8 protein-coding genes are annotated in these 12421 nt (G+C 68.5%); 4 read left to right on the top strand and 4 right to left on the bottom strand.

Annotated elements, in window-relative coordinates:
* Positions 1 to 312 precede the first annotated feature (312 nt).
* Positions 313 to 5655 (top strand): myxosortase-dependent M36 family metallopeptidase MepA, encoded by a 5343-nt coding sequence (mepA, locus tag FMP39_RS04975; protein WP_141588843.1) that lies wholly within the window; start codon positions 313 to 315, stop codon positions 5653 to 5655.
* Between the two features lie 171 nt (positions 5656 to 5826).
* On the opposite strand, the gene FMP39_RS04980 is transcribed toward mepA, so the two are convergent.
* Positions 5827 to 6885: a patatin-like phospholipase family protein gene (locus tag FMP39_RS04980; protein WP_141588844.1), complete on the bottom strand. Its 1059-nt coding sequence runs from the start codon at positions 6883 to 6885 to the stop codon at positions 5827 to 5829.
* 78 nt (positions 6886 to 6963) lie between these two features.
* Between FMP39_RS04980 and FMP39_RS04985 the strand changes: the two genes are divergently transcribed.
* On the top strand, positions 6964 to 8643 hold the full coding sequence (locus FMP39_RS04985; protein WP_194858241.1) for an amidase: 1680 nt from the start codon (positions 6964 to 6966) through the stop codon (positions 8641 to 8643).
* A 1-nt stretch (position 8644) separates the two neighbouring features.
* On the opposite strand, the gene FMP39_RS04990 is transcribed toward FMP39_RS04985, so the two are convergent.
* Positions 8645 to 9022: a DUF1330 domain-containing protein gene (locus FMP39_RS04990; protein ID WP_011553593.1), complete on the bottom strand. Its 378-nt coding sequence runs from the start codon at positions 9020 to 9022 to the stop codon at positions 8645 to 8647.
* 26 nt (positions 9023 to 9048) lie between these two features.
* Entirely contained in the window at positions 9049 to 9774 is a 726-nt protein-coding gene (locus FMP39_RS04995; protein WP_141588845.1) for a 2OG-Fe(II) oxygenase, read from the bottom strand.
* A gap of 166 nt (positions 9775 to 9940) precedes the next feature.
* Between FMP39_RS04995 and FMP39_RS05000 the strand changes: the two genes are divergently transcribed.
* Entirely contained in the window at positions 9941 to 10921 is a 981-nt protein-coding gene (locus tag FMP39_RS05000; protein WP_141588885.1) for a methyltransferase, read from the top strand.
* A gap of 29 nt (positions 10922 to 10950) precedes the next feature.
* Here FMP39_RS05000 and FMP39_RS05005 read toward each other — a convergent pair whose 3' ends face one another.
* Positions 10951 to 11217: a hypothetical protein gene (locus FMP39_RS05005; protein WP_228557679.1), complete on the bottom strand. Its 267-nt coding sequence runs from the start codon at positions 11215 to 11217 to the stop codon at positions 10951 to 10953.
* Between the two features lie 301 nt (positions 11218 to 11518).
* Between FMP39_RS05005 and FMP39_RS05010 the strand changes: the two genes are divergently transcribed.
* Positions 11519 to 12328, top strand: a complete 810-nt coding sequence (locus FMP39_RS05010) for a hypothetical protein (protein ID WP_141588846.1) — start codon at positions 11519 to 11521, stop codon at positions 12326 to 12328.
* Positions 12329 to 12421 lie beyond the last annotated feature (93 nt).

Raw genomic sequence — 12421 nt, forward strand, 5'->3', positions numbered from 1 at the left:
CCGCGGTGCCCAGACACCCAGTCGCGCCAAGCACAAGTGCCTAGAACACCGCTCCCCAGACGCCTGCGCGTCCATAACCAGCGCTCATGGCTCCCGCATGTTCGACGCAACCTGCCGTAATTGCGGAATTCTGCGCTCCGTTGGAAAAAATGCGTGTGTCGCCTTTTAACTTACATCCGATCGGGCACTAATCTCTCTGCCAGGTGACAATCTGTCACTTGGTCGCCTTCTGACCGTGACTGGGAGTTTCGGCGATGGGGCCGGAACCTTGGACCCAGGCTGTAAGGAAGGCGGCCACCCCCGCCGTCGTAAATGGAGTTTCCCCACGTGAGAAGGTTGGTTGCCACGCTGTCCGGGCTTGCCCTGGTACTGTCCGGTACCAGTTCCGTCGCCCGGACGCTGCCGAACTACGATGCACTCCAGGACGCGAAGCCCGCGGGTCGTGCCACCGCGGGATTCAAGCCGGTCAACAGCAGCCTGAAGGGGGCGCGGGTCGCCCACAAGGACTCGCTGACCGGTTCCCCGACGTTCATCTGGACGCACCCGACTGTGGAGCAGACGAAGCTCCGCGGCGAGTACGCGAAGATGTCTCCCGCCAAGGCGGCGCTGGCGCAGATTTCTGCCCACGCTCCTCTCTACGGTCTCTCTTCGTTTGAGGCCGCGGGCGCGACGGTCACCAACGTCAGCACCAACACGCAGGGCGTGAAGGTCGTGACGCTGGCCCAGGAGTCCTCGGGAATCGAGGTCTTCCGCCAGTCGCTGAAGGTGCTGCTGAACAAGCACAACCAGGTGGTTGCCATCTCCGGCAGCCTCTCCAAGCATGGTTCCGCGGAGATCCCCAAGGCCAAGGCGCGCTTCACGTTGCCTGCGACCGAGGCGATCGCCGTGGCCTACAAGGACCTCACGGGCGCCGCGCTGGACCGCAACCTGCTCACCCGCGTGAGCGACGCGAAGAAGGGCGACAAGTACTCGCACTTCACGCTGGCCAGCTACGCGCGTCCGCTCGAGGAGGGGTTTGTCATCCCCGCCCGCGCGAAGCAGGTCTACTTCCCGCTGCCTGGCAAGCTGGTCCCCGCGTACTACGTGGAGATCAACACGGGCCGCGCGAACAGCGTGGACTCGGACTACTTCGCGTACGTCATCTCGGCCGCCGACGGTCAGTTGCTGATGCGCAACGACCTGAAGGCGCACGCGGAGTTCAGCTACCGTGTGTTCTCGGACACGACGCCGCCGTACACCCCGCACGACGGCCCGATCGGCAGCGGCGGTACGCCGCACCCGACCGGCAGCCCGGACGGCTACCAGTCGCCGTACGTTCCGGCGAACCTGATCACCCTCGAGAGCCTCCCGTTCAGCCGGAACGATCCCTGGCTGCCGGACGGCGCGACGGAGACGGTGGGTAACAACGTCGACGCGTACGCGGACCTCACCGCGCCGGACTACTTCAACGCCGGCGACCTCCGCGCTTCCGTCACGGCTCCGGGTGTGTTCGACCGGACCATCGACTTCGGCATCCAGCCGAACGCCAACAACGAGCAGATCGCCGCGGCGACGACGAGCCTGTTCTTCCTGAACAACTGGCTCCACGACTGGTACTACGACGCCGGCTTCGACGAGGCCTCCGGCAACGCCCAGCATGACAACTTCGGGCGTGGCGGCGTGGGTGGTGACCGTCTGCAGGCGCAGGCGCAGGACTACAGCGGCACCGACAACGCCAACATGCTCACGCCGGCGGACGGTGCGTCGCCGCGCATGCAGATGTACCTGTTCGCCGGGCCGCGCAACTCGCGCCTGACGGCGAACGCTCCGGCGGAGGTCGCGGGTGACTACGAGGGTGGCGTCTCCTCCTCCTTCGGTCCGCAGACCTTCAGCGTCACCGGCGACGTGGTGGCGGCGCAGGACGCGGCCAACTCCACGGGCCCGACGGACCGTGACGGTTGCACCGCGCTGACCAACGCGGCCGAGGTCACTGGCAAGATTGCCATCATCGACCGAGGCAGCTGCGACTTCATCATCAAGGTGACCAACGCGCAGAACGCGGGCGCCATCGGCGTCATCATCCACGACAACGTCGCGGGTCCCACGATCGACCTGGGCGGTGACTCCACCTCCATCACCATCCCTACGCTTCGCGTGAATCTGGATGATGGCAACGTGCTGCGCAGCGGTCTGCCGGCGCTCAACGTCACCCTGTGGCGTGGTCCGACCACGTGGATCGACGGCACCATCGACAACGCCATCGTGGCGCACGAGTGGGGTCACTACATCAGCAACCGCCTCGTCGCGAACTCGTCCGGTCTGGTGAACAACCAGGGCCGCGCGATGGGCGAGGGCTGGGGTGACTTCACCGCCCTGCTGATGATGGTTCGCGCCGAGGACATCAACGTCCCGTCCAACGCGAACTGGAACGGCGCCTACGCCGCCGCGGGCTACGCCACGCGAGCGGACGCGAACTCCGAGTTCTTCGGTATCCGCCGTGGCACGTACTCGTCGGACCAGACCAAGAACGCGCTGTCGTTCCGTCACATCATGGACGGCGTGGCGCTGCCCACGGGCGTGCCGTTCAACGGCAACACGGGTCTGCCGAACTCGCAGGTCCACAACTCCGGCGAGATCTGGGCGACGATGCTGTGGGAGTGCTACACGTCGCTGCTCCGCGCGCATCCGTTCCAGGAGGCGCAGGACCGGATGAAGAGCTACCTGGTCAACGGGTACAAGCTCACGCCGGCGGCCCCCACGTACCTGGAGGCGCGTGACGCCGTCATCGCGGCGGCCTACGCCAACGACCCGGCGGACGCCGAGCGGTTCTGGGCGGCCTTCGCCAAGCGCGGCGCGGGCGTCGGCGCCGTGGCTCCGGACCGCTACTCCACGAACCACGCCGGTGTCGTGGAGAGCTTCGTGGTTGGTTCGGCCATCCAGATCGTGTCGGCCGAGTTCATCGACGACGTCGAGGCTGGCTCGTGCGACCTCGACGGCATCCTGGACAACGGTGAGACGGGCCGCATCGAGGTCACCGTGCGCAACGCGGGCGCGCTGCCTGCGTCCGCCTCCAGCGTCAACCTGTCCTCCGCCTTCTCGGGTCTCGAGTTCGGCAACGGTGGTCAGGCGAGCTTCCCGGTCATCCCCGTGTTCGGTACGGCCACGGTCTCCATCCCGGTCTCGCTCACGGGCGCGACGGGCCAGCAGGACGTGACCATCGACATCGCGGCGCGTGATGCGGGCCAGGCGATCCCCGGCGACATCACGGACAGCATCATCCTCACGACGCACTTCGACGAGCGTGCGAACTCCTCCAACATCGAGGACGTTCAGATCACCCCGTCCAAGCTGCCTTGGGAGACCGAGTACGACGAGGCCCTGACCCCGGCCGTGTTCAGCGTGGTCACGTTCGAGGACGGCAACCGCACGTTCTACGCGGAGAACACCCCGTCCTTCGCCGACGTTCGCCTCATCTCGCCTGAGCTGCACGTCAGCGCGACCGAGCCCTTCGTGATCAACTTCCTGCACGCTTGGGACTTCGAGGACGACTACGACGGCGCCACGGTCGAAATCACCGAGGACGGTGGCCAGACCTGGGTGGACATCGGCGATCCGATCCACAACACGGTTCTAGAGAACTACGAGGGCAACCTGAACCCGCTGGCTGGCAAGCCCGCGCTGTCCAGCTACAACCCTCAGTTCCCGGGCATGCTCCCCGCGACCATCGACCTGGGCACGGCCTACGCCGGCAAGACGGTGCAGGTCCGCTTCCGCGTCGGTACGGACATGAGCGCCGGCTACACGGGCTGGCTGCTGGACGACCTCGAGTTCAACGGCATCACGAACACCCCGTTCACCACCATCGCGGCTGAGGATGGCGTCTGTGTGAACCCCTGGCCCATCGCCAACGCCGGTCCTGACCGGTCCATCGCGCCGGGTGAACTGGTGAGCCTCTACGGTTCGGCTGCCGATCCGGAAGGCCAGCCGGTGACCTTCACCTGGGCACAGACGTCTGGTCCCGCGGTCACCCTGGCGGGTGCCGACACCCTGACGCCGTCGTTCACGGCGCCGCAGGTCACCGCGGCCACCGCACTGGTGTTCACGCTGACCGTCTCCGACGGCGTCAAGACGGCCACGGACTCGGTGACCGTGACGGTGGCGCTGCCCAACCATGCGCCCACTGTGAACGCGGGCCTCGACGGCACGGTCGAGGAGCGCGCTGAGTACACGCTGAGCGGCTCCGCCAGCGACGAGGACGGCGATGCCCTCACGTACCTGTGGACCCAGGTCTCCGGTACGCCGGTGGCGGTGAAGGACTACACCACGCCGACGGCGACGTTCATCGCGCCCGAGGTCACGGTGGATGATCCGCTGGTCTTCCGTCTGACGGTCAGCGACGGCATCGCTACGGCGAACGACACGGTCACCGTGACGGTCACCAACGCGAACCGCGCGCCCATCGTCTCCGACACGTCCGTGGCCTTCGCCGCGGGTACTGTCACCGTGACGGCCTCCGCGGTCGACCCGGATGGTGACGCGCTCAGCTACAGCTGGGAGCAGACGGGTGGTTCGACGGTCGCCATCAATGGCGCCGACACGTCCGCCATCTCCTTCGCCACCCCGGTCCCGGGCTCGTACGAGTTCACCGTGACGGCGACGGACGGCTCGGCCTCTACCTCCAAGGCGGTGCCGGTGACCATCATCGACGGTTCTCTGCCGGTGAACTCTGCGCCGACCGTGAACGCGGGTATCGATGCCACGGCGAACGCCGGCGACACCGTGGCGCTGAGCGGCTCCGCGAGCGACGCCGAGGGTGACACCCTGACGTACCTCTGGGAGCAGATCGGTGGCACGCAGGTGACCCTGACGGGCGCCGACACCCTGACGCCGTCGTTCACCGCGCCGAGCACGGTCAACGGTGACACGCTGGGCTTCATCCTGACGGTCAGCGACGGCACCTCGACCACCAGCGACGTCGTGCGCGTCGTCGTGGCGGCGGACCCGGGTGCCAACCCGAGCAACACGGCTCCGGAAGTGGACGCGGGCGAGTCGGCTGTCGTGGCGGAGGGCGCCACCGTGACGCTCAACGGCACGGCGACCGACGCTGACGGCGACACGCTCGTCATCGTCTGGACGCAGATCGCCGGCACGCCCGTGACGCTGTCTGACGCGACCTCGCTGACGCCGACGTTCACCGCGCCGGCCTCCTCCGAGCCGCTGACCTTCCTCCTGATGGTCAACGACGGTACGGCGACTGTGGTCGACGTGACGTCCATCAGCGTGACCGAGGAGAACGACGCGCCGGTGGCGTCCGCTCGCGCGGTGCTCTCTGGCAACCAGACGTCGGCCACGCTCGACGGCTCGGCTTCCAGCGACGCGAACGGCGATGCGCTGACGTACCGCTGGACGCAGGTCTCCGGTCCGAACGCGACCATCTCCGGCGCGGACCAGGCGGTTGCGGTCGTCAACCTGCCTGACCTCGACGACAAGACGGCGTCGTTCTCGTTCCGCCTGACGGTGACGGACTCCGCGGGCGTCGAGAGCAGCACCACCGTGCAGTTCTCCGCCCGCAACGGCGGTGACAGCGGTGGCTGCTCCGCGACGGGCGCAGGCGCTCCGGTCGGCATGATCGGCCTGGCGCTGCTCGGCCTGCTGCGCCGCCGTCGTCTGAACTGAGACGCGCGGGTCCTCCTCCTGCCTCCGGGTGGGAGGAGGCCTCCGCGGGGCCCGGATGAAGTGAGTGTCCGGGCGTCGCGGAACGCCGACTGAAGAAGAACTTCCTGGCGGCCGGCTCCCGGATTCAAGGGGGCCGGCCGTCGACTTTTCCGGGCCGAGGGGCCGCGGACCTCAGAGGGGCCGCACGTGCTCCGCGACGCGTCCGGTGGCCATCAGCTCGTGCAACTCGTCGCCCATGCGCTCGCTCTCGGAGACCACCTGGTTCCAGGCGCGCATGCGCTCGGCGTCCTTCATCCGTTCGAAGTCGATCCGGTCCGGGATCCGGCCGCCAGGAAGGCGGGCCACCAGCTCCGGAGACGGGGCGATGAGCAGCGCCCTGCGGAAGTTCTGGGGCCGTGCCCGCCGCCACCGCAGCGACTTGTCGAACCAGCCCGGCACCACGTACGGGTAGAAGTGCGGGTACAGCACCAGGCCCGTGCCTGGGCCGAAGTCCAGGTCGAGGTGGTAGTCGACCACGCCGCCGTCGCGAAACACGCCCTCGGGCGCGCCGGGAATACGCACGCCGCTGAAGAGCAGGGGGATGGAGCCTGACGCCAGCAGCGCCAGCCGCAGGTTCTCCCGCGTCAGTGGCAGGTGGGTGGAGGGCAGGTCCTTGAGCCCGGCGAAGGGGCTGGTGTCCCCGGCCGAGTGGAAGATGACGCGCTCCAGGTGGAGCCCCAGCGTCCGTCGGCTGACCAGGTTGCCCAGGGCGCAGAGCACGAGCCCGAAGAGCTGCGCTCGTGGGCCTTCCATTCCCACCGCCCCCCGGCACAGGGCGGTGACGACATGCAGCCGTGCCCAGGGGTGGTCCAGAATCTCCGCTTCACCGTCCTCGCCCAGCAGCGCATCCAGGATGCGCTCGCAGGTCTCGCTCACCTGGGTGGGCGTGGGCTTGGGCGGATAGCGTTGGTCGATGTACGCCGCCTCGAAGCGGCGCAAGGCCAGCACCGGGTCCTTCTGGGCCACGCAGGCGAGCCGCCAGCTTCCAATGGAACTGCCGATGAGGTGGAGGGGGCGCGAGCGGTTCTGGAAGAGGCCGGCGAAGAGCGCCCGGTCCAGTCCCGCCAGCACCAGCCACTTCGGACCGCCGGAGGCACCGGGGACGACGTCCACGTCGTCCCCGCGCAAGCCTCGTTCGCGAATGAGCCGGAGCGCGTCCGGCCCGGCCAGGAGCGTGAGGTGGGAGGCCATATCGGCCCGCCAACCTAACGAAGCCCCACCGGGGTTGCGACTCTTCGCGTGCCGCCGGGGTGCTGTAGCCTCCCCACCATGAAGAAAACCGCAGCCTCTCCCGGCTCCCCGGTGGACCTCAGCCGCCGCACCCTCCTGCGCGGAACGGCCGCTGCCACGGCGCTCGCTTCACTGGATGTCCCCGCCCAGGCGGCCCCGACGCCGGAGCGGCCCTTCGAGCTGGCCGAGGCCACCGTGGTGGACCTCCAGGCCGCGATGAAGGCAGGCGAGCTCACCGCGCAATGCCTCGCGGAGCGCTACCTCGCGCGCATCGCCGACTGGGACTCGCGCGGGCGCCTGCCGCTGCGCTCCGTCATCGAGCTGAACCCGGACGCGCTCGCCACGGCCGCCGCGCTCGACCAGGAGCGCCGCGAGAAGGGACCCCGGGGCCCGCTGCACGGCATCCCGGTGCTCCTCAAGGACAACATCGCCACCGCGGACCAGATGCAGACGACGGCGGGTTCCCTGGCGTTGGTGGGCGCGCGGCCGCCGCGGGACGCGTTCATCGTGGAGCGCCTGCGTGCCGCGGGCGCGGTCATCCTGGGCAAGACGAACCTGAGCGAGTGGGCCAACTTCCGCTCCACGCGCTCGGCCAGTGGCTGGAGCGCGCGGGGTGGCCAGACGCGCAACCCGTATGCGCTGGACAGGACGCCTTCGGGTTCCAGTTCAGGGGCGGGCGCGGCCACGGCGGCCAACTTCTGCGCCGTGTCCGTGGGCACGGAGACGGATGGCTCCATCGTGTCGCCCGCGGCGGCCAGCGCGTTGGTGGGGCTCAAGCCGACGGTGGGACTGGTGAGCCGCTCCGGCATCATTCCCATCTCCCACAGCCAGGACACGGCTGGCCCCATGACGCGCACCGTGGCGGATGCCGCGGCGCTGTTGAGCGTGCTCGCGGGCGTAGACCCTTCGGACGCGGCGACGGCGGCGAGCCGGGGCAAGGCCCATGCGGACTACACCCGGTTCCTCGACGTGGACGGGCTGAAGGGCGCTCGCATCGGCGTGCCCCGGGAGCGCTTCTTCGGCTACCACCCGGCCACCGACGCGCTCGTGGAGGAGGCCTTGGCCTTGATGAAGTCCCGCGGCGCCATCCTCGTGGACCCGGCGCCGATTCCCGCGGTGGCGCAGGTGGACGCCCCCGAGCTGGAGGTCCTCCTCTACGAGTTCAAGGCGGGGCTGGAGGCCTACCTCGCGACATTGGAAGAGGGGACGGCCCCGCGCACGCTCGCGGAGCTCATCCGCTACAACGAAGCGCACGCGCCGTCGGAGCTGCCGTACTTCGGCCAGGAGCTCTTCCACATGGCTCAGGCCAAGGGGCCCCTGACGGACAAGGCCTATCTCAAGGCCCTCCAGGCCTGCCGCCGTCTGTCGCGCGCGCAGGGGCTGGACGCAGTGATGAAGAAGCACAAGCTGGATGCGCTGGTCGCGCCGACGCAGGCGCCCGTGGGGCTCATCGACCCCATCAACGGGGACCACTGGCTGGGCAGCAGCTCCACGCCCGCGGCTGTATCAGGCTACGCCTCCATCACCGTGCCCGCGGGGTTCGTGTACGGCTTGCCCGTGGGGCTGTCCTTCATCGGCGGGGCCTGGAGCGAACCCGTCCTCTTGAAGCTGGCTCATGCCTATGAACAGGCGTCGAAGCACCGCCGCCCGCCCACCTTCGCGGAGACGGCGGACCTGCGGGTGCACGCTGGCGCGGGAGGCCCACCCGCGAAGCCCTGACTCAGGGCTCCGGCGACGTGGCCCAGGGCGTGGTGGCCTGGAGCACGGCTTCTTGGAGCGCCTCCGTGCGCAGGTGCGCGATGTGCTGGTACTCCGGGTCCGCCACCATCTGTAGGAAGGCGGCGCGGCTGGGATAGCGGACCAGGAGCACCGCGTCCCACGTCTGTCCGGGATCGGCCACCAGCGCCGTGGAGCCGTCTCCGGCGTAGAGGGGCTGGGCGCCCACCTTCTGGATGAAGGGCATCACCGCGCTCGCATAGGCCTCATAGGACGCGCGGCCGCCTTCCTTGAAGCGCACCAGGTTCAGGATGACCACGGGGCCCCCGGGATCCTCCCGCATGAAGCGTTCAACGTCGGTGTGCTGAGGATCGACGGCCATGGTGCCTCCTCGGTTCGGGATGAAAGCTATTCCAACGTGCCAACGGCGCCGCCACCGGGCTGTTCGCGCTGGTGGTCGAGATACGCGGCGAAGCCTGCCTTGGATTGAATGCGGAAGGCGGGGATTCGGGCGAGCGCCTCGGGCGGGAAGACGTATTGCTCACACACGAGGCTGGCGCGGGTCGCGCCTTCCTGGCTGCCAGTGAAGGGCCGCACCTCGTGTTGGAGGTCGCCGCGGAAGTGCACCAGCAGGCCCTCGCGTGGGCGGATTTCACCCACGGGGGTGTCATTCTGGAGAAGGCGCAGCTCGCCACCCCGGGCGCGCTCGGGGACCTGGAGATACAGCACGCTCACGTGCCGGGGCGTCGCATCGGGGACGCCGCTGGGCTCCTGCAGTGTCGCGTCGATGTGTCGCCCCACGCCGCGCCCTGCCTCGAGCAACAAGAGGTTGAGATAGAATGCATTGGGGGCGGGCCGCTCCCGCCGCGAACCCCAGAGCCGCTCATGCCAAGGCAACAATCCTGTCGCATGGATCGGGTCCAGCACGTGGGCCAGGTAGCGCACCAGAAAGGGGAAGCGGGCCTCCAACGTGGCGCGGCCCTCGTGCGTGAAGATGAAGGCAAACCCCCGGCTGGCCTGGAACGTCCCCATCAACGGACTGCGTGCCACGAAGCGCGAGCCGAGCAGGGCAGTCCGCAGTTCATGAAGCGCGCTGCGGGGCAAGGCCTCTCGGCGGGTGATGTAAGCGCGCACGGGGAGACTCGGACTTCAGGGTGAATAAGAGAACCGTAGCAGTTTTACAGCCTACCTTATAGGTTGCAGCCTAGCCGATGCTACTCAACTCCTTGGAGACGGACACATGAGCCAGCAACCTCGAGCCTCTCACGCGCCTCCGCCCGCCGCTCTGCAGATGACGCAAATGGTCTATGGCTTCTGGGTTTCCCGAAGCCTTCAAATCATGGCGGAACTCGAGCTCGCGGATACCATCGGTGATACGCCCAAGACGGTCGAGGAGCTCGCCGAGGCCAGTGGGACGCATGCGCCCACGCTGCGCCGGCTGTTGCGACTGCTCAGCGGCCTGGGCGTGCTCGTGAAGGATGAGTCCACGCAGCGCTGGGCCCTCACGGAGCTGGGCGGAATGCTTCGCAAGGACAACCCCGGCTCCGTGTATGGCTCGCTCCGGGCGCATGGACACATCCTGTCGTGGCAGGCGTGGGGAGACCTGGTCACCGCCTTGAAGACGGGCAAGCCCACGGTCGAGAAGTTCATGGGCGACACGTTCTTCAACTACATGACGACGCATCCCGACGTCGCCGCCATCTTCAATGGCAGCATGGCCGCGTACCAGACGCTGAACGCGCCCGCCGTGGTGAACGGATATGACTTCTCCTCCGCGCGCAGCATCGTCGACGTGGGCGGCGGAACGGGCATGCTGCTGACGCACATCCTCAAGGCCAATCCCGGCGTCCGCGGCACCGTCTTCGAAATGCCACACGTGGCGGTGGAAGCCCGCGAGCGAATCGCCGAGCAGGGGCTGTCGCAGCGGTGTGACGTCGTCGCTGGTGACTTCTTCGAGCGCATCGCTCCTGAAGGCAAGGACGTCTACATCCTGTCGCAGATCCTCCATGACTGGGATGACGAGCAGAGCCTGCGCATCCTCAAGTGCATCCGCGCGGCGATGCGTCCCGACTCGCGGTTGCTCATCGTGGAGACGGTGCTGCCCGGCGACAACGTGCCCCACTTCGGAAACCTCTACGACCTGGCCATGCTCGTGCTCGTGGGCGGCCGGGAGCGCACGGGGCCGGAGTACACGGCGCTCTTGGAGAAGGCGGGGCTGAGACTGTCCAACGTCTTCCCGACGACGATGCCGCCCAGCGTCGTCGAAGCCGTGGTGGCCTGAGCCACCAGCGGTCGCCGTGAGGCGGGGGCTCAGGGGTCCGCCCGCCTCCGGCGCTGCCGGGACGTGTCGAGCATGTTCAGCAAGGCCTTCTCCGAACAGTGAAGGCTCCCGCTCCGCGTCTCCGCCAGCTCATCCACGGAGTCGAACCAGGTGTCCACCACCTGGCCGCGCTCGAACATGGCGAGCACGGACGGGTAGATATACGAGGACCGCGCCACCGCGGGGGTGTTGCCCAGGTGCCCGGCGGCCTCCTTCACGGCGGCCACCATGGCCTTCTTGAGCACCGTCTTCTTCACCGGGCCACCGGTGTCTCCGGAGCGCTGGGGCCGTGCTCTCGCGCTGGAGCCGCTCGAGCTGCGTCTCGGGCCGGGCTGCTGGCCGGGGACTGGACCGCCGGGCTGGTTGCGCGTGAGGGGCCATGCGCCTTGAGTCAGGGGAATCCCGCCCACCCCATGTGAGCCGTCCTCCTGTAGTGCTCAGGGTGGGGCCGCGCGGCAACGCAGGTGCCGCCCGGCCGCCCGGCCAGGGGCGGGACAGAAAAGCGCAAGGCGCGTTTTCGATGGGAATGACATTCGTTTAGAGTGGTGCGCAAGCCGCATGAGCGCCTTCCTCGACACCATTCTGGCCTTCCCGACCGCCATCTTCACCATCGTCCTCGGTGTGGTGATGACGTACTGGCTGTTCGTCATCGTGGGCGCGGTCGGCATCGACCTGTTCGATGGGGACATCACGCTGGAGTCGGGCGGCAAGGCGCTGGGCGGGGCCATTGAGGGGGGTGGCAAGGCGCTGAGCGGCGCCATCGAGGGGGGTGGCAAGGCATTGGGCGGCGCGAAGGCGCTGGGCGCCCATGACTCGGATTTCGACGTCGACGGTGGCGGAGTCCTGGCGGCCATGGGCTTCGCGGGCATCCCCATCACCGTGTCCGTGAGCTTCGTGGTGTTCATCGCCTGGTTCCTGTCGGTGGTGAGCGCGCAGCCGCTGCATGAGGCGCTGGGCGGGATGATGCCGTCGTGGCTGCTGAGCAGCGGGCTGGGGCTGGCGTGCTTCGGGGCGGGGACGGTGACGGCGGGCTTCGCGGTCCGGCCCCTGCGGCCGGTGTTCGTGGCCAGGCGCGCCCCGGGGCGCGAGGCGCTGATGGGCCGCGTGTGCACCATCTCCAGCGGCAGCGTGACGGCCAAGACGGGCCACGCGACCTTCGAGGACGGCGGCGCGGGCGTCATCCTCAACGTCGTCTGCGCGAAGCCCAATGAGCTCAAGCGAGGCCAGCCGGCGCTGATCCTCGCCTACGACGCCGAACGGCGCGTCTACGAAGTGGAGCCGGTCGACTGGTTGCTGCCGGAGGAGATGGAGCAGCTCCAGGATCCGGCCCGCGCAGCGGCATTGGCTCGCGTGAAGGCACGAGGCTGAGTTTTACCGGTCGCGCAGAGGGGGCGACCGTCACATTCGACGCCGGAGGGCTTTTGCGGGGGACCTCCGGCGCCTGATACAAGGCCCGCTGTC

The organism is Myxococcus sp. AB056, from assembly GCF_006547365.1.
Taxonomy (GTDB): Bacteria; Myxococcota; Myxococcia; order Myxococcales; family Myxococcaceae; genus Myxococcus; species Myxococcus virescens.

Excerpts from the sequence above, each read along its gene's own strand:
- FMP39_RS05010 (WP_141588846.1), top strand. The coding sequence starts at position 11,519 with ATGAGCGCCTTCCTCGACACCATTCTGGCCTTCCCGACCGCCATCTTC.
- FMP39_RS04985 (WP_194858241.1), top strand. The coding sequence starts at position 6,964 with ATGAAGAAAACCGCAGCCTCTCCCGGCTCCCCGGTGGACCTCAGCCGC.
- FMP39_RS05000 (WP_141588885.1), top strand. The coding sequence starts at position 9,941 with ATGGTCTATGGCTTCTGGGTTTCCCGAAGCCTTCAAATCATGGCGGAA.
- FMP39_RS04990 (WP_011553593.1), bottom strand. The coding sequence starts at position 9,022 with ATGGCCGTCGATCCTCAGCACACCGACGTTGAACGCTTCATGCGGGAG.
- mepA (WP_141588843.1), top strand. The coding sequence starts at position 313 with ATGGAGTTTCCCCACGTGAGAAGGTTGGTTGCCACGCTGTCCGGGCTT.
- FMP39_RS04980 (WP_141588844.1), bottom strand. The coding sequence starts at position 6,885 with ATGGCCTCCCACCTCACGCTCCTGGCCGGGCCGGACGCGCTCCGGCTC.